The sequence below is a fragment of the Nocardia vulneris genome (assembly GCF_001613425.1).
In the GTDB taxonomy this organism is placed as follows: domain Bacteria; phylum Actinomycetota; class Actinomycetes; order Mycobacteriales; family Mycobacteriaceae; genus Nocardia; species Nocardia vulneris.
In genome coordinates, this window is sequence record NZ_BDCI01000008.1 from 1 (window position 1) to 24574 (window position 24574).

General features: G+C 68.5%; 19 protein-coding genes. 7 read left to right on the forward strand and 12 right to left on the reverse strand.

Translation table 11 applies throughout. The features are described from left to right. From NVU01S_RS11285 to NVU01S_RS11295, 3 genes are all read right to left on the reverse strand, one after another. The coding region (locus tag NVU01S_RS11285; protein WP_063048101.1) for a DUF4129 domain-containing protein at nt 1–921 on the reverse strand (921 nt) is incomplete at its 3' end. Then, nucleotides 918–1790 carry a hypothetical protein gene (locus tag NVU01S_RS11290; protein WP_244467372.1) on the reverse strand — a complete coding sequence of 291 codons (873 nt, stop codon included), beginning with the start codon at nt 1788–1790 and terminating at the stop codon, nt 918–920. The genes NVU01S_RS11285 and NVU01S_RS11290, both read right to left, overlap by 4 nt. 30 nt (nt 1791–1820) lie before the next feature. After that, nucleotides 1821–2366, reverse strand: coding sequence for a TetR/AcrR family transcriptional regulator (locus tag NVU01S_RS11295; RefSeq protein WP_043675542.1), 546 nt, complete (start codon nt 2364–2366; stop codon nt 1821–1823). 88 nt (nt 2367–2454) lie between these two features. Between NVU01S_RS11295 and NVU01S_RS11300 the strand changes: the two genes are divergently transcribed. Further along, the gene (locus NVU01S_RS11300; protein ID WP_043675545.1) at nt 2455–3993 is read left to right on the forward strand and encodes an MFS transporter; all 1539 of its coding nucleotides are present in this window, start codon (nt 2455–2457) and stop codon (nt 3991–3993) included. Nucleotides 3994–4090: 97 nt separating this feature from the next. On the opposite strand, the gene NVU01S_RS11305 is transcribed toward NVU01S_RS11300, so the two are convergent. Together NVU01S_RS11305 and NVU01S_RS11310 are read right to left on the reverse strand one after the other, a co-directional pair. Further along, nucleotides 4091–5641, reverse strand: a complete 1551-nt coding sequence (locus tag NVU01S_RS11305; protein WP_043675636.1) for an adenylate/guanylate cyclase domain-containing protein — start codon at nt 5639–5641, stop codon at nt 4091–4093. Between the two features lie 322 nt (nt 5642–5963). Further along, nucleotides 5964–7682 (reverse strand): DUF4407 domain-containing protein, encoded by a 1719-nt coding sequence (locus NVU01S_RS11310; protein ID WP_043675548.1) that lies wholly within the window; start codon nt 7680–7682, stop codon nt 5964–5966. A gap of 233 nt (nt 7683–7915) precedes the next feature. On the opposite strand from NVU01S_RS11310, the gene aroQ reads away from it, so the two are divergent. The 4 genes from aroQ (at nt 7916) to NVU01S_RS11330 (ending at nt 17177) form a co-directional block, all read left to right on the forward strand. Further along, nucleotides 7916–8536 (forward strand): gamma subclass chorismate mutase AroQ, encoded by a 621-nt coding sequence (aroQ, locus tag NVU01S_RS11315; protein WP_082032194.1) that lies wholly within the window; start codon nt 7916–7918, stop codon nt 8534–8536. A 968-nt stretch (nt 8537–9504) separates the two neighbouring features. Beyond that, on the forward strand, nt 9505–14154 hold the full coding sequence (gene gltB / locus NVU01S_RS11320) for a glutamate synthase large subunit (RefSeq protein ID WP_043675553.1): 4650 nt from the start codon (nt 9505–9507) through the stop codon (nt 14152–14154). A 59-nt stretch (nt 14155–14213) separates the two neighbouring features. After that, complete coding sequence (locus tag NVU01S_RS11325; protein ID WP_043675556.1) at nt 14214–15683, forward strand: glutamate synthase subunit beta; 1470 nt, start codon at nt 14214–14216, stop codon at nt 15681–15683. Between the two features lie 594 nt (nt 15684–16277). Further along, nucleotides 16278–17177: a cutinase family protein gene (locus tag NVU01S_RS11330; protein WP_081869240.1), complete on the forward strand. Its 900-nt coding sequence runs from the start codon at nt 16278–16280 to the stop codon at nt 17175–17177. Nucleotides 17178–17249: 72 nt separating this feature from the next. Here NVU01S_RS11330 and NVU01S_RS11335 read toward each other — a convergent pair whose 3' ends face one another. Both NVU01S_RS11335 and NVU01S_RS11340 read right to left on the reverse strand, forming a co-directional pair. Then, the gene (locus NVU01S_RS11335) at nt 17250–17600 is read right to left on the reverse strand and encodes a hypothetical protein (protein ID WP_156161734.1); all 351 of its coding nucleotides are present in this window, start codon (nt 17598–17600) and stop codon (nt 17250–17252) included. Nucleotides 17601–17716: 116 nt separating this feature from the next. Beyond that, the gene (locus NVU01S_RS11340) at nt 17717–18328 is read right to left on the reverse strand and encodes a histidine phosphatase family protein (protein WP_043675562.1); all 612 of its coding nucleotides are present in this window, start codon (nt 18326–18328) and stop codon (nt 17717–17719) included. A 135-nt stretch (nt 18329–18463) separates the two neighbouring features. Here NVU01S_RS11340 and NVU01S_RS11345 point away from each other — a divergent pair, with 135 nt between their 5' ends. Then, on the forward strand, nt 18464–19042 hold the full coding sequence (locus NVU01S_RS11345) for a Uma2 family endonuclease (RefSeq protein WP_043675638.1): 579 nt from the start codon (nt 18464–18466) through the stop codon (nt 19040–19042). 68 nt (nt 19043–19110) lie between these two features. Here NVU01S_RS11345 and NVU01S_RS11350 read toward each other — a convergent pair whose 3' ends face one another. Continuing rightward, nucleotides 19111–19308, reverse strand: a complete 198-nt coding sequence (locus NVU01S_RS11350; protein WP_043675563.1) for a hypothetical protein — start codon at nt 19306–19308, stop codon at nt 19111–19113. Between the two features lie 114 nt (nt 19309–19422). Continuing rightward, the gene (gene lysX, locus NVU01S_RS11355) at nt 19423–22743 is read right to left on the reverse strand and encodes a bifunctional lysylphosphatidylglycerol synthetase/lysine--tRNA ligase LysX (protein WP_043675567.1); all 3321 of its coding nucleotides are present in this window, start codon (nt 22741–22743) and stop codon (nt 19423–19425) included. Nucleotides 22744–22886: 143 nt separating this feature from the next. Here lysX and NVU01S_RS11360 point away from each other — a divergent pair, with 143 nt between their 5' ends. After that, entirely contained in the window at nt 22887–23105 is a 219-nt protein-coding gene (locus NVU01S_RS11360; RefSeq protein WP_014980887.1) for an RNA-binding S4 domain-containing protein, read from the forward strand. Nucleotides 23106–23114: 9 nt separating this feature from the next. Here NVU01S_RS11360 and rraA read toward each other — a convergent pair whose 3' ends face one another. From rraA to NVU01S_RS11375, 3 genes are all read right to left on the reverse strand, one after another. After that, on the reverse strand, nt 23115–23603 hold the full coding sequence (gene rraA / locus NVU01S_RS11365; protein WP_014980888.1) for a ribonuclease E activity regulator RraA: 489 nt from the start codon (nt 23601–23603) through the stop codon (nt 23115–23117). A gap of 54 nt (nt 23604–23657) precedes the next feature. Beyond that, nucleotides 23658–24023: a DUF5313 family protein gene (locus tag NVU01S_RS11370; RefSeq protein ID WP_041562316.1), complete on the reverse strand. Its 366-nt coding sequence runs from the start codon at nt 24021–24023 to the stop codon at nt 23658–23660. Between the two features lie 69 nt (nt 24024–24092). After that, complete coding sequence (locus NVU01S_RS11375) at nt 24093–24572, reverse strand: SRPBCC family protein (protein WP_042262384.1); 480 nt, start codon at nt 24570–24572, stop codon at nt 24093–24095. Nucleotides 24573–24574: the final 2 nt, after the last annotated feature.

The window sequence follows — 24574 nt, forward strand, 5'->3', positions numbered from 1 at the left end:
GAGCCGGTCCGGCGGGGTATCGGCGCTCAGACCGAGCGTCGGGCGGATCCGGCGCAGGGTGGCCCCGCGCAGTTTCGCGGCGACGTGCTCGTAGTCCTTCGAGCGCCGGTACAGCGCGGCCTGCCCGGCCAGCAGTTCGTTCGCGGCGACCTCGACCGGGCGCGGTTCGCGCACCAGGGCGCCGCGCCTGCGCGCCCGCCACCAGACCACCACCGCGGCGGCGATCAGGAATTGCACCGCGCCGAAGAACACCGGTGCGGGGAGCCGCTCCCAGATCGGGTCGTCGCCCGCGCCGAACCCGGAGCCGGACCCGCCGTGCCGCGGCGGTGTCGGCGGCTTCGAGGGTGTCGGCGGGTCCGGAGCGGTCGGCGCACCGCACGATTGCAGTGCGGCGTAGAGCAGCAGCAGGAGCGCGGCGAGACCGGCGAGACCGGCCCAGAACCGCGGGTCGCGCAGCAGCGCGGGCAGCGGCGGCACTCGCCTGCGGGTGCGCGGCGCCTTTTCGCTGACCTCGACTTCGGTGGGCGCCAGCACCGGCGGCGGGGCGGCTTCGGAGAACCGGTCGGCGTATTCGAGCCTGCGGTATTCGTCCTCGGTCGCCCGGCGGCCGCCGTAGACCACCTCATCGAAACTCTGTGCGGCGGGGTGCAATTCGGTCGCGCCGTCGCTGGGCAGCGCGGTCGTGACATCGTCGGCGGTCTCCCGGGCGGTGCGCGAGCGGCGGACCTCGAGCACGCCGCGCTGCTCCAGACCCCGCAGCACGGCGCGGAAACGTTCCCGCAGCGCGGCATCGAAATCGCGGCGCTGTGCGGCCTGTTCGGCGGCCGCGCGATGGTCGGCGGCGGCGCCGAGGCGCGGGGGACCGGGCGGCTGGTCCGGGCCGGTGGCGTGCGGCGTACCGGTGTCGTGGAAGTCGTTCATCGGGCCTCGGTACCGGGCACGTGGATGTCCAAACCCTCACGGCGGCAGCGTCGGTCGACGTAGCCGACCACCCGGGTGGCCGACTCGACGATCTCGCCGAACGCGGCGATCAGCAGCACACCCGAGGTGAGCAGCACGATGACCGCCCAGCGCCGGGTGCCGGAGAAGTCCGACAGATAGAACGGAATACCCAGCAGCGGCACGCAGAGCAGCGCGAGCAGGCAGCGGTGCGCGACCCACAGCCAGGTGAACTGCCAGTCCGCCCCGGCGACAAGCAGTTTCGACCGGGCCACGGCGCCGCGGTGCGGGGTCTGCTCGACGAACAGCACCGGCACCGCGACGAAGCGTTTGGCGCGCAGCCGGCCCAGCCAGAGCACGCCGAACGGCAGCGTGATGATCAGTACGCCGGTCAGCGCGAGCACGCTCACTCCGACCAGCGTGTACAGCACCTGGAACACGAGGAGTGCGCCGGCGACCGCGCTCAGCCGCCCGAGCGCGGTGGCCGCGCCGATCGGGGCGCCCGCGATACTCCCCAGCCCGATCGCCACGGTGGTGCCGCGCAGCACGAAACGGAGCACCCACACGCATGCGGCCGTGGACAGGATCGCCGCCCACGCGGTACCCGCGTCCGAGCCTTCGGTGCGGGATGAGAAAACCGCGGTGAGCGCGACGACCACGAGCTCGGCGACCACGATGCCGGGCAGGCTCACCCGCAGCAGCGCGGGCAGGTTCGCCTGGATGAGCGCGAACGGCACGTCCAGGAGTTCGCGGAAGGTCATCGGACGGATCGGCACCGTCGTTCCAGGTGACCCTGGTGCCGGATCGTCTCCCGCCCCGACGGCACCGGCCGGGTCGGCAGCTGGTAGCACGGGCCGAGTGTAACCGGCGCGGCCGCGCGGTCAGCTCTGCAGCAGCCGCTCCACCACGCGGCGGTAGCGGGCGGGGTCGATCGGCGGCAGGCCGAGCAGGGCCCGCAGGTACACGCCGTCGCCGACCAGCCGGACGATATCGGCCTGCACCGGGTCCTCGATCTCCTGGTCCAGATCGTCGGACCAGGAATTCATCATCTCGATCAGGGCCTGCTGCACCTCGTCGACCTCGGTGCCGTTCGCGGCGTCGATGGTGCGCATGGTCGCCAGCATCGAGCGGTAGACCTCGAGCTCCACCGCTTCGTCGGCGTTGTCCGGGTTCGGGGTCTGCAGGTACCACTCGACCACCGACTGTCCCCGGTCGGTGGCGCTGGTCAGCTGCTGGGTCGCGCGTTCGGTGAGCCGCCGCACCAGGCCGGCGAGCAGCGCGTCCTTGCTCTTGAAGTGATACAGCAGGCCGCCCTTGGAGACGCCTGCGGTCGCCGCGACGTTCTCCAACGTCACGTGCGACATGCCCTTTTCCAGGAGCAGTGATTCGAGCGCGTCCAGAATCCGGTCGCGGGTATTGGCCGTCACACCGCGGAACTATACCGGCTGGACGGTAAGGTCTGTTACTGTACCGTCTGGACGGTAAGAAAACATGCGACGGAAGTCGAGAAAGTCAATGACCACCCAGACCAAGACCACCCGGCCGACCGGGTCCGAGACGCCACCCCGCGCCGGCGCGCGCGAATGGGCCGGGCTGTCCGTACTCGCGCTGGCCCTGCTGCTGCTCGCGGTCGACGCGACGGTGCTGGACCTGGCGGTGCCCGCGATCAGCGCCGACCTGGCGCCCACCACGCCGCAGCTGCTGTGGATCATCGACGTGTACTCGTTCGTGCTGGCCGGCCTGCTGGTGATGATGGGCAACCTGGGCGACCGGATCGGGCGCCGCAGGCTGCTGCTGATCGGCGCCGCGGGTTTCGGTGTCGCCTCGCTGCTCGCCGCCTGGGCGGTATCGCCCGAGATGCTGATCGGCGCCCGGGTCCTGCAGGGTGTCGCCGGTGCGACGCTCATGCCCGCGACCCTGGGCCTGATCCGGTCGATGTTCCTCGATCCGCGGCAGCGGACGGTGGCCATCGCGGTGTGGAGCGCGATGGCGGGCGGCGGCGCGGCGGCGGGTCCGCTGCTCGGCGGCTGGCTGCTCGAGCACTTCTGGTGGGGGTCGGTGTTCCTGGTGAACCTGCCGGTGATGCTGGTGCTGATCGGCTTGGGCCCGTTCCTGATTCCGGAATCGCGGGACCCGAACCCGGGTCGCTTCGATCTGGTGAGCGCGGGGCTGTCCATGCTCGCGCTGGTGCCGATCGTCTACGCGGTGAAGGAGACGGCGGCGCACGGTTTCGCGGTGACCACCACCCTGGTCGCGGTCGTCGGCGCGGTCGCAGGCGTGCTGTTCGTGCGCAGGCAGCGGACGTTGGCGCAGCCGATGCTGGACCTGAAGTTGTTCGCGCTGCCCAGGTTCCGCACCGCGGTGCTCACCAACCTGCTCGCGGTGTTCGCGCTGGCCGGCGTGCTGTTCTTCGGCTCGCAGTACCTGCAACTGGTGCTCGGCCGGACGCCGCTGCAAGCCGGCTTGCTGTTGCTGCCCGGGCTCGCGGTGAGCGTGGTCGCCTCGCTCGCCGCGGCCTGGCTGGTGCGCCGGATGGCGCCGGGCCGGGTGCTCGGTGGCGCGTTGACGGTGGCCGCGATCGGTTCGGCGCTGTTCCTGTGGCTGGGTCCGGACGCGGCGACCAGCACGACGCCGTTCATCCTCGGGTTCCTGTTCATCGGCGCGGGTGTCGGTGTCGCGCTGACGGTTTCGGCGGACCTGGTGGTCAGCTCGGCGCCGGCCGAGCGGGCCGGTGCCGCGGCGGCGGTGTCGGAAACGGCGTACGAGACCGGTATCGCGCTGGGCGTGGCCATCCTCGGCAGCGTGGTGATGGCGATCTTCCGCAACGGGCTCGACCTGAGCCACGTGCCGAGCGACCAGGTCGGTGTCGCGTCCGAATCCCTGGGCGCTGCTACGGCTTTCGCCCAGCAGCTACCGGAATCGGTGGGCGGGGTCTTCCTCGCCTCGGTGCACGAGGCGTTCGTCTCCGGCATCCACTTCGCCGCCGTCGGCACGGCGTCGATCCTGCTGGTCGCCGCCTGGGTGGCGTTCCGGTTGCGCACGGCCCGGTCGTGATCCCCTTCGCACCCGCTCCGGTTTTCCGGGGCGGGTGCGTTGCCGTTGTGGGCCACGTTGCGAAAGCGAGTGTGCGAAGCCAGAAGCGGGTGCGGAACTACGTGGACGCCGGGCGGGCCAGCTGAGTGGGGGTGAGCCGGCCGCGCAGCGTGACGGAGTCGCCGAGCTGCCAGTGCGCCGCTTCGGCCGCGTCCGCGGCGTTCACCGTGTTCGCGGAGGCGAGCAGCAGGTCGTCCTGTTTGGCGAGTTCGCAAAGCCGGGCGGCCTCGTTGACCGCGTCGCCGATCACGGTGAACTCATAGCGTTGCCTGGCCCCGACATTGCCTGCGACCACGCGACCCGCGGCCACTCCGATCGCGGCGATGAAGTCGTTGGCGGTGGCGTCGAGGCGGCGGCGAATCGCGCGGGCGCAGGCCAGGGCGGCGCCGGGGGCGTCGGAAAGCACTGCGGGCGTGCCGAAGACGGCGAGCGCGGCATCGCCCTCGAATTTGTTGAGCAGGCCGCCGTGCGCCTCGACCTCGTCCACCACGATGTCGAAGAAGCGATTGAGGATGGCGACCATCTCGGGGGCGGGCACGGTCGCGGCCATCGTGGTCGAGCCGACGATATCGACGAACAGCGCGGCCGCTTCGCATTCCACGCCGCCGAGGGTCGGATTGCCCGCCAGCGCGGCATCGGCCACCTCGCGCCCGACGTGCTTGCCGAACAGATCCCTGATCTGTTCGCGTTCGCGCAGGCCCTCCACCATGTGGTTGAAACCGCTTTGCAGCTCGCCGAGTTCGGTGCCGTCGTACACGGTGATCGTCACCCGCAGGTCGCCGTCCTCCACCTGGCGCAGGGCGCGCCGCACCCCGCGGATCGGGGCGATGGTCGCCGACACGGTCTGCATCATCAGCAGCAGGCCGAACACCAGCGTGGCGCCGCCGAGCGAGAGCATGCAGACCGCGAGCCGGGCCGTGCTGACCGAGGAGTCGGCCAGCGCCCACACCGCGACGATCATCGACAGGGTCACCGGCACGCCCGCGCCGAGCATCCAGGCGATCAGCGAGCGCACGAACACGCCCATGCCGCGGCGCCGGCGCGACGGCGCCGCGTCCAGCACCCGAGCCGTCACCACGCGCAGCGCGAACTCCGCGATCAGGTAGCTGTTGGCGCACACCACCACGGCGCTGAAGCCGATGCCGAGCAGGATCTTCGGAATGAGCGCGGGCTCGGCCACCCCATAGAGCGGGGTGAGCACGGCGGCTCCGGCGAACCAGAGCACCGCTTGCCGCACCACGAGGCGGCGCGGGACGGCGGACGCCGCGATCTGCTCGGCCTCGGTGGGTACCTGGTCGGGATCGGTGGCCCAGCGCAGCGCGCGCAGCCCGCCGACGGTGCCCCACCAGATCCCGATCAACAGCGCCAGCGCCGTGTACAGCGGCGTCGCGACCACGTTCAGCAGCAGCAGTTCCCGGGTGAACACCGTCGGCCCGGGCAGCACGAAGCCGATCAGCGCGAACGTGACCGCCATCCCGGCCAGGTTCGCGGCCACCGTCGGCACGGTCAGCAGCAACTGCACCCGGAGCCGGCGCATCCCCGAGGATTCGTCCACGGGCCCGAGCAGCCGCGACCCGAACGCGGCCGGGGAGACGTCAGTGCGGGTCATGAGGGAAAAGCCTATTCCGGGCCAGCCGCGCAGTGCAGGACCCGAGGTCCACGAGCGGCCGAGTACGTCGACGAAAGGCTGTGCCCGGGCCTCGAGGCGGGCGCAGTGGGTCGGCCGCGCAGATCGGGGTGGGCGGGTACTGACCGACGTCGCGGCCGATGTGCCGGGCGGCGTGCGCGGTCTGGCGCGGGTGCGCAGGTGCGCGTGCCGCTGCCGGATCTCCTGCCGGATCGGGCAGCGCTCGAACGCGGCGCCGTCTCGCGCCGACACCGTGCGGGCCAGGTTCGCTCGAACGCGTCGCATAGCCCCCACGGTAGGCACATCAGTGACCGCGCGGCAGCTCGCGTTGGCCGCGACCGGGCAGCGCGGGCGTATCGCGGCCGGTCAGCTCGTCGTGTCGGGCGTTCGACAGTCCGTAGGGTTGCGCGCCCGAGTGCGCGGGCAGCGCCGAATAGCGCGGATCCTGCTGCCCGTAATCCGCGTCCACCACGGTGGCGGCGATGCGCTGCGCGTGCGCCGCTTCGGGCGAACCCGGCGCGAGCTGATAGCCGCTCGTCCCGTGCGAATCCTGGGTGTCCACGGTGACCTTGCGGGTGCGGCGCAGCGTGAAGGTGATCTCCTCGACCTCCTCGAACGCCTGCCTGGCGGTGCGCAGCGGGTGCGTCGCGTTGTCGATCGCGTTGGCCACGAACGCGGGGACCAGCGGCCGGATCAGGCGGGCGGCGGTGTCGGTGAACGGCACCGTGCCGATCAACGGAAGTTCCAGGCCACCACCGGTTTTAGGGGCGAGCGGCGGCCGGGCGCCCTGCGGCGCGAGGGCACCCGAGGCGACGGGGGCGGGCAGGTTCGGTGTCACGAATCCTTCGGCAGACACGGAGCTGTCCTTTCGTTCGTCAGCCGGTGCGGCTGGGAGTTCGGGTCGGCGGGCCGGTTCGGTGATGCCGAATTCCACGCCGCCGACGGCCGCGATGATCCGGGTGCGCTGGCGCTCCCGGTCGATCGCGGTGTCCGCCTCGACGGCGAGCCGGGCGGAGGTCAGGCGCTGTTCGGCGCGCAGCTGCTCGGCCGCGGCGCGGACCTCGGCCTGCTTCACCGCGATGGCGGCCTCGGCGTCCTGCTCGGCTTTGTCCCGCACGGCGAGCGCGGCGGTGGCCCGGTCGAACGAGGTGTCCCCGCGCCACCAGCGCAGCAGCAGCGGCAACAGGGCGAGCGCGATCACTGCGAGGATCGTCAGGATGCGCAGCGGCATGGCGCCCGCGTGGTGGGTGGTGTAGTCGTTCATCGCCTGCCAGCGCGCGCCCAAACCGCGGTCGGCCGCGGTGAAGGCGGCGGATTCGGCTGCCGTGACGGCCTTTTCGGCCTCCGCGACGCGCTGGTCGGCCGGCTCGACCCGGGCCTGCGCCACGGCGAGCTGCTTGCGGGCGTCGTCGAGCATGTCGGTGGCGACCTGTGCTTCCGGGCCGCGGCCGGGCACCCGGGTGATCAGCTGCTGCGGGCATTCCGGGCCCGGGTTCAGTTCACAGCGCGCGATCGTCATGGTGCGATCGATGTCGTCCTGCGCCTTGGCGATGGCTCGATCCAGCGCGGTCCGGTCCTCGCGTGCCCGGTCGAGCTGGGTGCGCGCGGCGACGACCTGGGGCGCGGAGACGGTGTCGCGCTGGGCCCGTTCGTCCATCGTGCGGTCGACGCTGCCGCCGAAGACCACGATCGCCGCGAGTTCGGCGATCAGCCCGCCGGTCAGCACGGCCAGGGCGACGCGCGCGAGCAGGCCGAGCTTGTCCGGCATCCGATCCGGCCGCGGCGTGGCCAGGGCCCGCGCGATCGCGCAGGCCAGCGCCCCGACGAGCAGCGCGACCGCGAGCACACCGAGCACCGGCCAGGTACCGACCGAACCCAGGGCGAATGCCGTGACCAGCGCGGACACGGTCGCGAAGAGCAGCACCACCGCGCCGGTGACGGCGTATCCGGTGCGTTCGTGGCGGTAGGCGACATCGTTGGGCTGACCCCCGCCGAGCCAGGTGAACAAGCCGGTGACGGTCATGGGAACTCACATCCTCTTCGTCCCAGTCGATTTCGCGGACACCGCTAGCGAGCGAAACCGTCACGGTTTCGTGGTCACAGCGTGACAGGACCGTCCCCGACACACCGAGTACGAGCGGGCGTATGTGGCCAGGCTCACAAACGGCCCGAGGCGGTGCCACCGCCGATTCACCTGCGGGTTCTACTCTCGATCGATGATCCGTTGCCAGGCGTGCCGTCTCGGGAGGTCAGCTCATGCGTATTCGTTCCGTTCGACGCACGACCACGCGACGCGCGACGCCGCGGTTGGCCACCTTGCTGGTGGTTTCGGCTGCGCTGATCGTGTCTCCACTTAGAGCGGGAGCCGACACGCCCGAGTCCCTGGACCGTCTGGTGGGCCTGGTGCTCGAGCGGTTGCAGACCGCCGATGCCGTGGCCGCGGCGAAATGGGCCGGCGCCGCGCGCACCGGCACCGAGCCCACCATCGACGATCCGGCCCGGGAGGCCGCGGTCTATGACGCGATGACCCAGCTCGGGGCGGGTCGTGACCTGCCGGAGAACTGGGTGCGGCAGGTGTTCTCCGGGCAGATCGAGGCCAACAAGATCGTGCAGCGCGGTCTGATCACCGGCTGGCGTTTCGATGCCGGGTCCGCGCCCACCGCGCCGCCGGATCTGCTGTCGGTGCGGCCGGTGATCGATCGGGTGAACGTCGAGATCGTCGACCAGCTGGCGGCCGAACGGGGCGAGCTGACCGCGCCGGACTGTGCGGAACGGGTGGCGCGCAGCGTCTTCGGCGTGTTCACGGCGGGCCGCACGGACGCGCTGCATCAGGCGGCGCTGGTGCGCGCCGCGGTGGTGCTCTGCGCACCACGCTGAGCGGCCCCTATTTGTGCTTGTTCGGCGAACACGACGCCGTTCAACTGTGCGCCGGCCGCACCCTTCCATCCGAAACTTTGCGGTCCCGCGCAACGCTGGTACGCGCCTTCGCGACGCTGCTGGCTGACGCCGTAAGACGCTCTCTTAAGTTGAACTCAACGACGAAAGCCGGATCGGCTGGCGAATATTCGGTAAAGGGCCGCCTATTCCGCAATAAGTCACGTCGATTACGGCGTAAGAGTGGATAGCTTTCGGCCGTAGAAATGTGTCGAACACCACTGACCCGCGTTAGCTGAATATGTGCTGAAGCCCACAGTGCGCAAAAGAGGCCGGACGGTCGGATCACATGCGTGGCTCGTCAGGAGCCTGTCGGAAATATCTCATTCACCCGGCTTCCGAGTTAGCCGCGCTTCGGTGGTTTGCCGGATGCTTCGCCGGGGAAATCATCTGCGATGCAGGTGAGAGCGTTTTCCTGACCGTTTTGTGAGGTTCGCGGCCGCTCTCCCGCGCCGACCGTCGGTAGTCGGCACCGGACGCCGCGGGATCGATCATGCGGTGCCTGCTGCTTTACACTGGACGACGCGCACACGTGGAGGACCGAATGAAGAAGCCCAGCTAGACCCAGTTATTAGTACAGCCTAAGTTGGTTGGGCCTCGGACCTGACTTATCGTTTGCTCTTACGCCGAACACAGAATGCTCGGCCCACTCGCCCGCTCGGGGCAGCTCCTGACCGGTGCTCAGCGTAGCGGGCCGGAACCCGCGCGGAGGTAAGGATCTTGTTAGGGATCCGTTACCGACGAGCACCCACTACGTCACTGAAGCGGGTGAAACAACTGGAGACGTGACTGCACGCCGAAGACCATCAGCGCGGCTGGTTTCGGAACGTACGGGCGCAGTCTTGTACGGAGGCATTCCGACGAAATAGCCCATTTCGTTTTCGTCGAACGCCCTTCTTGAAGGCAGAGGCATGATGCAACTTCCTGGCCACAGGTCACCTGGACCCGTCGGGCTCTACGACCCGGCGAACGAACACGACGCCTGCGGTGTCGCGTTCGTCGTCGACATGCACGGCCGCCGCAGCCGCGACATCGTCGACAAGGCTATTACGGCTCTGTTGAACCTGGAGCACCGTGGTGCCGCAGGCGCGGAACCCAACAGTGGTGACGGCGCAGGCATCCTGATCCAGCTTCCGGACCGCTTCTTCCGCGCGATCGTGGACTTCGAGTTGCCGCCGGAGGGCTCCTACGCCTCCGGTATCGCCTTCCTGCCGCAGGCCCGTCGCGAGGCCGCGCGCGCCGCGTACGGCGTGGAGAAGATCGTCAAGGAAGAGGGCCTCGAGGTTCTCGGCTGGCGTGAGGTGCCGATCGACGAGTCGTCGCTCGGTGCGCTCTCCCGCGACGCGATGCCCACCTTCCGGCAGATCTTCATCGGCTCGCCGCGCGGCGCGGCCGAGCAGCTGTCCGGCATGGACCTGGAGCGGCGCGCGTACGTCATTCGCAAGCGGGTCGAGCACGAACTCGGCAAGTCGGGTTCCGGCGAGGGCACGGTCGGCAAGGAGTCGGTGTACTTCCCGAGCCTGTCCGGGCAGACCTTCGTCTACAAGGGCATGTTCACCACGCCGCAGCTGCGCGCCTTCTACCTGGACCTGCAGGACGGCCGGGTGGAATCGGCGCTCGGCATCGTGCACTCGCGCTTCTCCACCAACACTTTCCCCTCCTGGCCGCTGGCGCATCCGTTCCGCCGGGTCGCGCACAACGGTGAGATCAACACCGTCACCGGCAACGAGAACTGGATGCGGGCCCGCGAGGCGCTGCTGCGTTCGGACATCTTCGGCATCGACTCGGCGGGCAACAACCGGCTGGAGAAGATCTTCCCGGTCTGTACCCCGGGGGCGAGCGATACCGCGCGCTTCGACGAGGTGCTGGAACTGCTGCACCTCGGCGGCCGCAGCCTGCCCCACGCAGTGCTGATGATGATCCCCGAGGCGTGGGAACGCAACGAGAAGATGGATCAGCGCCGCCGCGCGTTCTACGAGTACCACTCGATGCTGATGGAGCCGTGGGACGGCCCGGCCTCGGTGTGCTTCTCCGACGGCACCGTGGTCGGCGCCGTGCTCGACCGCAACGGCCTGCGCCCCAGCCGCATCTGGGTCACCGACGACGGCCTGGTCGTGATGGCCTCCGAGGTCGGCGTGCTCGATATCGATCCGTCCAAGGTGGTCCGCAAGGTCCGACTACAACCCGGCCGCATGTTCCTGGTCGACACCTCGCAGGGCCGCATCGTCGGCGACGAGGAGCTCAAGGACCAGCTTGCGGCCGAGCACCCGTACCAGGAATGGCTGGACGCGGGTGTGACCAAGCTCGAGGACCTGCCCGACCGCCCGCACGTGCACATGTCGCACGATCGCGTGCTGATCCGCCAGCAGATCTTCGGATACAGCACCGAAGAGCTGAACCTGCTGATCTCGCCGATGGCCAAGACCGGCGGCGAGGCGCTCGGCTCGATGGGCACCGATACCCCGATCGCCGTGCTCTCGGCGCGGCCCCGGCTGCTGTTCGACTACTTCTCCCAGCTGTTCGCGCAGGTGACCAACCCGCCGCTGGACGCGATCCGGGAAGAGGTGGTGACCAGCCTGCGCCGCGCGATCGGCCCCGAGGCCGACCTGATGCACCCCGGCCCGGAATCCTGCAAGCAGATCGCGATCGAATCGCCGATCATCGACAACGATCAGCTGGCCAAGCTGGTGCACATCAACGACGACGGCTCCCAGCCCGAGCTGCGTTCGGTGATCGTGCGCGGTCTGTACCCGGTCGCCAAGGGCGGCAAGGGACTTCGCAAGGCGCTCAAGGCGATCAACACCCAGGTGTCGGCCGCGATCGACGGCGGCGCCCGGATCGTCGTGCTGTCCGACCGCGAGTCCAACGAGAAGCTGGCGCCGATCCCGTCGCTGCTGCTCACCTCGTCGGTGCACCACCACCTGGTGCGCGAGCGCACCCGCACCATGGTCGGCCTGGTCGTCGAGGCCGGCGACGCCCGCGAGGTGCACCACATGGCCATGCTGGTCGGCTTCGGTGCGGCCGCGATCAACCCGTACATGGCCTTCGAGACCATCGAGGACATGCTCGAGCGCGGCGCGCTCGACATGCCGGGCAGCACCGGTGATCTGGCCGCCGATTACGCCAAGGCGGTCGCCAACTACAACAAGGCCGCGAGCAAGGGCGTGCTGAAGGTGATGTCCAAGATGGGCATCTCCACGCTGGCGTCCTACACCGGCGCGCAGCTGTTCCAGGTGATCGGCCTGTCCCAGGACCTGGCCGACGAATACTTCACCGGTCTGCGCTCGCACCTGGACGGCATCGGGCTCGAGGACATCGCGGCCGACGTCGCCCAGCGGCACCGGCTCGCGTTCCTGGAGAACCGCAACGAGCGCGCGCACCGCGAGCTCGAGGTCGGCGGCGAATACCAGTGGCGGCGCGAGGGTGAGTACCACCTGTTCAACCCGGACACCGTGTTCAAGCTGCAGCACGCGACCCGCTCCGGCCAGTACTCGATCTTCAAGGAGTACACCAAGCTGGTCGACGACCAGTCCGAGCGGCTCGCCTCGCTGCGCGGCCTGTTCAAGTTCAAGAAGGAGCGCGCGTCGATCTCGATCGACGAGGTCGAGCCCGCCTCGGAGATCGTGAAGCGGTTCTCCACCGGCGCGATGAGCTACGGCTCCATTTCGGCCGAGGCGCACGAGACCCTCGCGATCGCGATGAACCGCCTCGGCGGCCGGTCGAACTCGGGTGAGGGCGGCGAGTCGCCCGCGCGCTTCGAGCCGGAGGAGAACGGCGACTGGCGGCGCAGCGCGATCAAGCAGGTGGCCTCCGGCCGTTTCGGCGTGACCGCGCACTACCTGACCAACTGCACCGATATCCAGATCAAGATGGCGCAGGGCGCCAAGCCCGGTGAGGGCGGCCAGCTGCCCGCGCACAAGGTGTACCCGTGGGTCGCCGAGGTGCGGCACTCCACGCCGGGCGTCGGCCTGATCTCGCCGCCGCCGCACCACGACATCTACTCGATCGAGGATCTGGCGCAGCTGATCCACGACCTGAAGAACGCGAACCCGCAGGCGCGGATTCACGTGAAACTTGTTGCCGAGCCCGGTGTCGGCACGGTCGCGGCCGGTGTGTCCAAGGCGCACGCGGACGTCGTGCTGATCTCCGGGCACGACGGTGGCACCGGCGCCTCGCCGCTCACCTCGCTCAAGCACGCGGGCGGTCCCTGGGAACTCGGCTTGGCCGAGACCCAGCAGACGTTGCTGCTCAACGGACTTCGCGACCGCATCGTCGTGCAGGTGGACGGGCAGATGAAGACCGGCCGCGACGTGATGATCGCCGCGCTGCTCGGTGCCGAGGAATACGGTTTCGCCACAGCGCCTTTGGTGGTGTCGGGCTGCATCATGATGCGGGTCTGCCACCTCGACACCTGCCCCGTGGGTGTCGCCACGCAGAACCCCGTGCTGCGCGAACGCTTCACCGGCAAGCCGGAATTCGTCGAGAACTTCATGCTGTTCATCGCCGAAGAGGTCCGGGAACTGCTGGCGCAGTTGGGCTTCCGCACGCTGGACGAGGCCATCGGCCGGGTCGACCTGCTCGATACCGCCAAGGCCAAGCAGCACTTCAAGGCCAACAAGCTGGACCTGTCGCCGATCCTGGACAATGTCGAGACCGCGTTCATGTACCAGGACCGGCGCTGCACCAAGACCCAGGACCACGGCCTGGACAAGGCGCTGGACCAGCAGCTGATCACGCAGAGCCGGGACGCGCTCGAGCGCGGCCAGGCGGTGAAGTTCGAAACCAAGATCACGAACGTGAACCGCACCGTCGGCACCATGCTCGGCCACGAGGTGACCAAGCTCTACGGTGGCGCGGGCCTGCCCGACGACACCATCGACATCACCTTCACCGGCTCGGCGGGCAACAGCTTCGGCGCCTTCGTGCCCGCGGGCATCACGCTGCGCGTGCAGGGTGACGCGAACGACTATGTCGGCAAGGGACTTTCCGGTGGCCACCTGGTGGTGCGCCCGTCGCTCGACGCGCCGGAGGGCTTCCAGCCGGAAGAGAACATCATCGCGGGCAACGTGATCCTGTTCGGCGCCACCAACGGGCACGCGTTCATCAGCGGTGTGGTCGGCGAGCGGTTCGCCGTGCGCAACTCCGGTGCCACCGCGGTGGTCGAGGGCGTCGGCGATCACGGCTGCGAGTACATGACCGGTGGCCGCGTGGTCATCCTCGGCGAGACCGGCCGCAACTTCGGTGCGGGCATGTCCGGCGGTGTCGCGTTCGTCTACAACCCGGACGGCACCTTCGAGGACAAGCTCAACCCCGAGCAGGCCGACGCCGTCGAGCAGCTCTCCGGCGACGACTTCACCTGGCTGCGCGACGTCATCACCGAGCACCGCGACCAGACCGGATCGGCTGTCGCCGAACGCATCCTGGGCGACTGGTCGCAGCAGGTGAACCACTTCGTGAAGGTCATGCCGCGCGAATACAAGAAGGTACTGCTCGCCATCTCCGAGGCCGAGAAAGCCGGTAAGGACGTGGACGAGGCGATCATGGAGGCGGCACGTGGCTGACACGCGACGCACCCGAACGCTGAGTCCCCTGTCCACAGGCAAGATTACGGAGGCCGAACGTGGCTGACGCACAAGGTTTTTTGAAGCACACCAAGCGGGAACTGCCGACGCGTCGTCCGGTGCCGCTGCGGTTGATGGACTGGAAAGAGGTCTACGAGGAGGGTTATCCGAAGGAGACCCTGCAGCGTCAGGCCAGCCGGTGCATGGACTGCGGTATCCCGTTCTGCCACAACGGTTGCCCGCTCGGCAACCTGATTCCCGAGTGGAACGACCTGGTCTACAAGGGGCAGTGGCGCGAGGGTATCGATCGGCTGCACGCCACCAACAACTTCCCCGAGTTCACCGGGCGGCTGTGCCCGGCGCCGTGTGAGGCGTCCTGCGTCCTCGGCATCAACCAGGATCCGGTCACCATCAAGCAGGTCGAGGTCGACCTGATCGAGAACGCCTTCGACGAGGGCTGGGTGACCCCGGTCTACCCGACCCGGTTGACCGGTAAGCGGATCGCGGTCGTCGGCTCCGGTCCCGCGGGACTCGCCGCGGCCCAGCAGCTCACCCGTGCCGGCCACACCGTGACCGTGTTCGAGCGGGCCGACCGCATCGGCGGCCTGCTGCGCTACGGCATCCCGGAATTCAAGATGGAGAAGCGCTTCATCGACCGCCGGATGGCGCAGATGGAGGCCGAGGGCACCATCTTCAAGACCGGCGTGAACGTCGGCGTCGACATCACCGCCGAGCAGCTGCGCGAGCAGTTCGACTCGATCGTGCTGGCCGGCGGCGCGACCATCGCGCGCGACCTGCCGATCCCCGGACGCGAGCTGGACGGCATCCATCAGGCCATGGAATTCCTGCCGTGGGCCAATCGGGTGCAGCTGGGCGACGACGTCACCGATGCCGACGGCCTGCCGCCCATCCACGCGAAGGGCAAGAAGGTCGTCATCATCGGTGGCGGTGACACCGGTGCCGACTGCCTCGGCACCTCGCACCGGCAGGGCGCCGAGAGCATCCACCAGTTCGAGATCATGCCGCGCCCGCCGGAGGAGCGAGCCTCCTCCACCCCGTGGCCGACCTACCCGCTCATGTACCGGGTGTCCTCGGCGCACGAGGAGGGCGGCGAGCGGGTGTTCTCCGTCAACACCGAGCGTTTCGTCGGCGAAGACGGCAAGGTCACCGGCCTGCAGGCGCACGAAGTGACGATGGTCAACGGCCGGTTCGAGAAGGTCGACGGCACCGACTTCACCCTCGAGGCCGATCTCGTGCTGCTCGCCATGGGCTTCACCGGACCCGAAAAGCGCGGCCTGCTCGAAGAACTCGGCGTCGGCTACGACCAGCGCGGCAACGTCCAGCGCGACAAGGGCTGGTCGACCAACATCCCCGGCGTGTTCGTCGCTGGCGATATGGGCCGCGGCCAGTCCCTCATCGTCTGGGCCATCGCGGAGGGTCGCGCCGCGGCCGCCGCGGTGGACCGCTTCCTGGAGGGTGAGACGGCGCTTCCCGCCCCGATCACCCCCACCATGGTCGCCCAGCGATGATCTGAACCCCTCTCTTACCGGAGCGGAAAAGGCGTCTGTGGACTTCGGTCCGCAGACGCCTTTGTTCTTTGCGTCGTCGCGGTACTGTGCCGCGACACACGCATTTGCGGAATTCGACGCCGGACGTTCGGCGTCGCCGCGCAACGCACCGCGCGATGATTCTCTGGGAGGTAGCTCGCCTGCGGTTCCCGGGCCTTCGAACGCGCGTGATCGACACCGGTCTGTGTGCGTTCACATCGGTGGTCGGTGCGGTCGGTCTGCTGATTGCTGACCGGTTGCAGACATGTGCCAGTAAGGGATTACCGGCTGATCAGGGCGTTTGGTGCCGGGATGTGGTGCGGAGCTGCGGGTTTGGGCATCGGACGGAAATCGGACATCGGACGCGGGTCGGGATGGCGCCGGGCGCTCGCGACCTTTATTGTGATCCCGGCACGTTGCTGATCTTGGGATGTGGGTTTGGCCGGACAGCAGCGTTCGGATCGCCGGGTGGCTCGAGTTAACCCAGCGTGCACTGGAAAGTCACTCCTGCGGTCCAGCATTGGTGCGCAACTTGTCGGGATGCCCAGGGCGGGCATTGGTTTGGACTGGAGCGGTATGCAGGTGAAGAAGGTTGTCGCGGCTCTCGGTGCATCCGCGACGGTATTGTCCGGCTTGGTGTTCGGCAGCGGATCGGTGAGTGCCGACCCGGGTTGCCCCAGCCTGTACGTGGTGGCGATCCCCGGCACCTGGGAAACCGGCAAGGACAAGAAGCCGCAGCCCGGCATGCTCGCCGGTGTCACGCGGAACCTGCCGAGCTCCGCCGACGTCGACTACGTGACCTACGCCGCGACCGCCTTCCCTTGGGAGGGTGAGGTTTACGGCAATTCGAAGAAGGAAGCCACCGACCGCGCGCGCGGCCTGATCACCGATATGGCGAAGTCCTGCGGCGCCACCAAGATCGCGCTCGTCGGCTACAGCCAGGGCGCGGACGCGGCGGGCGACCTCGCCGCCGAGATCGGTACCGGGCTCGGCCCCGTGCCGGCCGACCGGATCGCGGGCGTCGGCCTGATCTCCGATCCGCGCCGCTCGCCCACCGACGTCCAGGTCGGCGCGCCCGCGCCCGGCGCAGGCGCCGGCGGCCCCCGGGTCGGCGGCTTCGGCTGGCTGAGCGATCGCACCCGCACCATCTGCGCGCTCGACGACCTGTACTGCGCGACCGCGCCGGACGATTTCGTCACCCGGTTCGCGGGCTTCATGGCGCAGGCCTCGGATATGAACCCGGCCAACATGTGGCGGTACCAGATCGAGGCGGGCAACATCATGACCGACCTGTTCGCGCACGGCGGCGTGCCCGCGCTGCAAGCCCAGCTCACCGAATCGGCGAACGAGCAGCGCGCCAAAGACCTGGAGCGGTTCTACAAGTCGCAGGCGCACACGCTGTACGGCAGCTACCCGGTCGGCGGCGGGCAGACCGCCACGTCCTGGATGCACAACTGGATCGCGGGCATGGCCTGAACCACGGCAGCTGAACGAAGGCCCACCTCCGTCGCGGAGGTGGGCCTTCGTCGTCGCGGGACTACGCGCAGATCAGCTGCTGCCCGCGGAACCGCTCGGTGGGCGGACATGCAGGATCCGCGGACCGGGATCGTCCTGGTAGCTGCGCGGACCGGCACCGGGGCCGTGCCGTCCCGGCCCGTCCCGGTGTTCCACCCGCGGCCCGCCCTGATCGCCGCCGGGCAGCCACCCGGGTCCGCCGCGCGGATGCGCGCTGATATCGGTGCCTTCCGGGTCGGCCTGGGTCAGCTGGATGGCCGCGGGGTCCGGCGTTTCGGCCGAAGCGGTCGCGGCGAGCGCGCCGAGCGGTAGGGCGATCAGTACCCCTGCCACCGCGACCCGGGTGACCCGGCGGCGCAGCGGCGTCGATGTTCTGCTGAGCAACGGAATTCCTTTCTCTCGGACCATGAGCCGCTGGTGGCGGCTCACTGGTCCCATCCAAGGTTCCGTCGCTGGGGTGCGAGTGTGACGTCCCTGCCAATCGGCTGTGAACCCGACAATCAGGACTTGATGTTGCGCGGCAGCAGATCCCACACGTGCCCGTTCTCGTTGATCGTCGCTGCGGTGCGACGGCCATTGCGGGAGAACAGGATTCGGGTGATCGAGCAGTAGTCGATCGGGAAGGTCAACGGCCGTTCCAGGCCGAGTATCTGCTGCAGCAGCACGTTGATCACGCCGCCGTGGGTGAAGGCGAGCACGGTGTCGGCCGGGTCGGTGGCGGCCGCGATCTCGGCGACCGTGTCCAGCACCCGGGACTTGAACGCGGTCCCGTCGATCTGCGGCGGAAAGTGCCCGGCCTTGATCTGCTCGTAGACCGCGCGGAACTCGACCTTGGCGTCCTCGATCGGAATGTAGGCGGGCAGATCCCGATCGTATTCGGCCAGATCGTCGATCACCTCGACGTCGAGCCCCAGCTTCGCCGCCGTCGGCCCCGCGGTGTCGCGCGCCCGCCGTTGCGGACTGCTCACCACCCGCGCCACCCGATGCTGACTCAGCGCCGCCGGCACCCGCTCCGCCTGCTCCACCCCGACCGCCGCCAGCTCAGGATCAGCCGCCCCCACCGCATTCACGACCCGCACCGGCTGCCCATGACGAACAAGAATCAACTGCACAGCCCCACTCTGCCCCATCGGACCCACACCCGCCGCCCTGGCCGGGCTTGGCAGTGTCGTGGCAGTCGATGATGCATCCCGGACATCACTGCTGGTGCCATACTCGCCGTCATGACCGGTGCCATACTCGGTGTCATGACCGACGAGCGGATTCCGCAGTGGCTGTTCCCGCCGCCTGGCGGGTTCGTTGCCGAAGATCTGGACCGCCTGCCCAACCTTCCACCACACACAGAGTTGATCGACGGGAGTCTGATCTTCGTGAGTCCGCAGGCCAAGTTCCACATGCTTGTCATCAACATGCTCAACTTTGCCCTGTACGCCCAAGTACCTGCGCACTTTCGGATTCGTCGTGAGATGACAGTCACGCTGGGGCCAGATCAACGTCCTGAGCCGGACGTGATCGTGGTTCGCGCTGATCGTGACGGAGGCCCCGATCTGACCACCTACAGAGCCGAAGACGTAGTGCTGGCAATCGAAGTGGTCTCGGCGGAATCGCGCACCCGCGATCGGGAACGCAAGCCTCAGCTCTACGCGCAAGCCGGGATTGCCCACTTCTGGAGAGTCGAGAACATCGACGATCGCCCAGTGGTGTACGTCTACGAAGTCGATCCTGCGACAAAGGCGTACGCGCTCACCGGCATTCATCACGACCGCCTGAAGCTCACCGTCCCCTTCGACATCGACATTGATCTGTCGGATATCGAACGGTTCTAGGGGAACGCCGGTAGACGGCGAACGGCCCGGTTCGCACCCCACGAACCGGGCCGTTCGGCGGTCTGGAACTACTGTTGCTTCTTGCGCTTCATCAGCAGGTAGATGCCGAGGACGATGAGGGCGACCACGAGCAGGCAGCAGATGCCGCCGAAGATCAGGCCGCCGCTGCTGCGCTTCTTCTTGCGGGCCGCGAGCTCGAGCACCTCCGGGCTCGCCCAGACGCTGTGGTCCACCAGAGCCATATTGGTCAGCAGGTCAAGGTACATATCTGAACCCCATTTCGTGTCACGGTCCCCTCCCGGGCCGAAGGTTCTCGGCCGCTCCGGTTCGAATTCTCAAGGGTAGCTGTCCGATTCGTCCGCTGGGTTCCGTTCGCCGAATCAGCGCGGTTTCACCAGCGGGAACGGGAGTGTCTCGCGGATGCTGCGTCCCGTGATCAGCATGACCACCCGGTCGACGCCGAGCCCGAGCCCGCCGGTCGGCGGCATCGCGTGCTCGAGCGCCTGCAGGAAGTCCTCGTCGAGTTCCATCGCCTCCGGATCGCCATTGGCGGCGAGCATGGATTGCTCGGTGAGCCGGCGCCGCTGCTCCACCGGATCGGTGAGTTCGCTGTAGGCGGTGCCGAGTTCGACGCCCCAGGCGACCAGGTCCCAGCGTTCGGTGACGCCCGCGATGCTGCGGTGCGCGCGGGTCAGCGGGGACACCGAGGTGGGGAAGTCGATGTAGAAGGTCGGCGCCTCGGTGCGCGCCTCGACCAGGTGCTCGTACATTTCCAGCACCACCTGGCCCGCGTCCCAGCCGTGCTGATACGGCACCTCGGCCTTGTCGCACAGTTCGCGCAGCAGCTCGACCTCGGTGGCCGGGGTGATCTCGGTGCCGAGCGCCTCGGATACCGCGCCGTGCACCGTCTTGACCGCCCAGTCGCCGGAGATGTCGACCTGTTCGAACGAGCCGTCGTCCTGCGGCCGCAACGCCACCATCGCACCGTTGGCCGCGACCGCGGCGTTCTGGATGAGTTCGCGGGCGGCGTGCATCATCCGCTCGTAGTCGCTGTGCGCCTCGTAGGCCTCGAGGATGGTGAACTCGGGATTGTGGCTGAAGTCGACGCCCTCGTTGCGGAAGGTGCGCCCGATCTCGAAGACCTTCTCCATGCCGCCGACGCAGAGCCGCTTCAGGTACAGCTCGGGCGCGATCCGCAGGTACAGATCGAGGTCGTAGGCGTTGATGTGGGTGAGGAACGGGGTGGCGTTGGCTCCGCCGTGCACCTGCTGCAGGATCGGGGTCTCCACCTCGAGGTAACCCCAGCCGTTGAACGTGTCACGCAGTGAACGGACCACCGCGCTGCGTTTGGCGAGCACCTCGCGGGTCTCGGCGTTGATCGCCATGTCGACGTAGCGCTGCCGGACCCGCGCTTCGGGATCGGACAGGCCTTTCCACTTGTCCGGCAACGGATGCAGGCATTTGCCGAGCATCCGCCAGTCCGCCGCGAGCAGCGAGAGCTCGCCGCGGCGGCTGCGGCCGATCTGCCCGCTGACCTCGATCAGGTCACCGAGGTCGAAGTATTCGGTGAATTCGGCGCTGCGTTCGGCGCCGACCCGGTCCCGATCGATCACCAGTTGGATGTCGTCGGTCCAGTCGCGCAGCACGGCGAAGATCACGCCGCCGTAGTCGCGGATGCGCAGCAGCCTGCCGCACACCCGGACCGTGGTGCCGCGCGGCGACTGCCGGGCGCCCGCGACGCTGTGGGTCGGCGGGTAGGCGACCGGGTACGCCTCGACGCCGGAGGCGGTGAGCCGGTCCAGCTTGTCCATCCGCACCCGCACCTGTTCGGGCCGGCGCGGCAGCAGTTCCTGCCCCTGGACCTGGTCGAGGTCGGGCGGGCTGCCGTCGGCGTGCAGGCCGGTCATGCTCGCGGGGGCCGCGCTGTGCGAGCCGGTGTGGGTGATCGTGTCCGGTTCTTTCCCGAACCGCGGCAGGAAGCCTTCGGCGAGCGCGCTGGCCACCGCGACCCGCGGCAGTTGCCTGCGCTCCTCGAACAGGAAAAACCTTGGTACCCAATGCGGTTGGTATTTCACGTTGGAGCGGTACAGCGCCTCCAACTGCCACCAGCGCGAAAAGAACAGCAGCACACCGCGCCACATGCGCAGTACCGGTCCGGCGCCGATCCGCCCGCCCTCTTCGAACACCGAGCGGAACACGGCGAAGTTCAACGAGATCTTGGTGACGCCGTGCTGTTCGGAGTTCAGTGCGAGCTGCGAGATCATCAGCTCCATCACGCCGTTCGGGCCGTTCGGGTCGCGGCGCATCAGCTCCAGCGAGACGCCGGTGCGACCCCACGGGACCAGCGACAGCATGCCCAGCACGCGATCCTGTCCGTTCACCGCTTCGACCAAAAGGCAGTCGGCGTCCAGTGGATCGCCGAGCCGGCCGAGCGCCATCGAGAAACCACGCTCGGTCTCGGTGTCGCGCCAGGCGTCGGCGCGCGCGATCACGGCGCGGAACTCCTCGGCCGGAATATCGCGGTGCCGCCGGATGCGCACGGTGATGCCGTGCTTGCGCAATCGATTCGCGGCCTGGCGCACCGGTTTCATTTCCGGGCCCGCCAGCGAGAACGTCCTGGTGTCCAGGATGGCTTCGTCGCCGAGCCGGATGACCGAGAGGCCCGCGCGCTGGTAGGCCGTCGCGCCGAGTTCGCTCGCGCCCATCACCGCGGGCGCCCAGCCGAATTGGTCGGCCAGCCGCAGCCAGGCGTCGATCGCCTGCGGCCAGGCCTCGCGGATGCCGACCGGGTCGCCGCTGGCCAGGCAGACGCCCAGCTCGACCCGATAGGTGAGGGCCGCCTTGCCGCTGGGCGCGAACACCACTGCCTTGTCCCGGCGGGTCGCGAAGTAGCCGAGCGAATCCTCGACGTCGGAGCGTTCCAGCAGGCCGCGGATCGCGGATTCGTCGGTGCCGGTCATCGCGTTCGCCGCGCGCTGGGAGCGCAGCAGGATGATCACCGCGGCCAGCAGCGCGATCGCGCCGAACAGACCGAGCAGGAAGTTCACGAACGGGCGCGGATGCCCGTCGAAGCGTTCGTTGTCCACCAGCACCGCGGCGGTCACCCGGTACAGCGCCCAGCCGGGCCGCTGCGCGCCCTGCGGCAGCGATCCCGGGAACAACTCGACCAGACCCCAGCCGAGCAGGAAGCCGACCGTCAGGCCGCCGGCGAGCACACCCAGCGCCTTCCAGCCCGCGCCGCGGCGCACCTTCGTGTAGAACTCGCGCCACGCCGCGACCAGCATGCCGATCACCGCGAGGTGCACGATCATCGCCACCAGCGCGTTGACGTCGCCGGTGTCCGCGAAATCCAGGCCCTCGGCCAAGGCGTACAGCGACACGTAACCGAGCAGCAGCCACCACGCGATCCGCTTCCGGCTGGCCAGCGCCCCGGCGAGCAGGCCGACGATCAGCGCCCACATCAGGTTCGTGTCCGGCGCATCGAAGTAGTAGTTGTCGATGTAGTGCCGGGGCACCTGCGTGAGATAGCGCAGGGTGGGCGAGAGGCTCCAGAGGAAACACGCGACCGCGAACACCCCGAGCACTAGACCCGCGATATGCGGGACCTCGGCCAGCCTGCCGTGCCCGCGATGCGGCACGGGTGGGGTCGGTCTGTCGGCTGGCGGTTCGATCAGGTGTTGCCGGGCTTGCGTGGTGGTCACGGAACCAGTGTGTACGGTGCCGCCGTCCGGGTGCTCGAAGACCTACCGGGCATGTCGGTTATCGGCGAGTCGCACACGCGTGTCCACGGCCGGCACGGGGGCTGGCGTTTACCGATTTCGGGTGCAAGGTAAGGATGTAACCCATGTCAGAACCAGTCGACGTACCGATCGATGACGAAGTTATTCGGCTAGGTCAGTTCCTCAAGCTGGCCAACCTGATCGAATCCGGCTCCGAGGCGAAGACGGTGATCGCCTCCGGCCTGGTCCGGGTCAACGACGAGGTGGAACTGCGCCGCGGTCGCCAGCTACAGATCGGCGACGTCGTCGCCCTCGCCGGGCACAAGGCGCGCGTATCGGTCTGAGCTGCTCGTTCAGTCTTCGGCGCGCACGACGACGCCGTCGTGATCGCTGTAGAGCATGTCACCGGGAACGAAAGTGACTCCGCCGAATTCGACGGGGACGTCGCGATCGCCCGTGCCGGTCTGGGTGCTCTTGCGCGGGTTGGTGCCGAGCGCCTTCACCCCGATGTCGAGGGTGCGCAGGATCGCCGAGTCGCGCACCGCGCCGTTGACGATCACGCCTGCCCAGCCGTTGTCCACGCCGCGCCCGGCGATGATGTCGCCGACCAGCGCGGTGTGCACGCTCGCGCCGCCGTCGACCACCAGCACCTTGCCCTGCCCGGGTTCGCCGAGGGTCTGCTTGACCAACAGGTTGTCCTGGAAGCAGCGGATGGTGGTGATCCGGCCTGCGAAGGCCGCGCGGCCACCGAACTGGATGAACTGCGTGTCGCAGCTGCGGATCTCGGGGCCGATCTCGTCGGCCAGGTCGGCAGTGGCAACAAAGTCCTGGGATTCGGTCACGCGCTCAGCTTAAAGGCGGCCGCAGCGGGATTCGCTCCCGGTGTGCCGGGGGCGCTAACGGTGTCCGTAGTGCAATTCGTACATCTCGCGATCGTGTTCGGAGAATTTGGCGCGATCGGCCAGTTCGGGGTTCAGTCCGTGCTGGACGAGGCGGAAGCGGCGCCAGACGTAGCTGAGCGCGACGGTGAAGATGACCAGCGGCACGATCATCATCACGATCAACCCGAGCTTGAGCGCCATCGGTCCCGGAAAGAGCAGGACCAGCGCGAAGAACGGGATAACGGGGCCGAGAAACCGGACGAGATAGCGCTCCATGGCCCCGTGTCCGACGAGGTCGTGGATGACCCACTCGTGCAGCTCCCCGGGGAGCTCGCGGCCGAGATCGTAGGCGATCCGCTGCCGCATCGTGGGGGTTTTCATACCTTCAGGCTATGCCTGTGGCCTTGGTCACCGCTAGGTTGCTGGGTCGCCGGATTCGGGCAGGCGCGCTCAACGCACCGGCTGATCCGATTCGCCGGCGCGGGCGGCGTGGAAGGCGGCGATCTGGGTGATCAGGTTGTGCGTGGTGTGCTGCACCGCGATCTTCACGAACGGTTCGATGGTCTTGCCGAGCGCGCGTCCGGCCAGTCCGCCGGGCACCCGGTAGTCGACGATCGCGTCGACGGTGCACCGTGCGTCGCCCTGGGGATGGAACAGGAAGGTCGATTCGATCTCGAAGCCCTTGATCGACTTCACCGCGATGACCTTGTTCTCCTCCCAGCGCACCACCTCGATCCGCGATTTCAGCGAGGCGGGGCCGAGTTTGATGTGCCCGTCGAAGGCCGCGCCGACCCCGGTCGTCTGCGTGCCGACCGGGGTGAAGGACTGGATGCCGTGCAGAAAGCGCGGCAGGTTCTGGTAGTCGTCGATGTACGCGAACGCGGATTCCGCCGACGCGGCACAGTCCTCGACGATCTTCACTTCGGTCATGC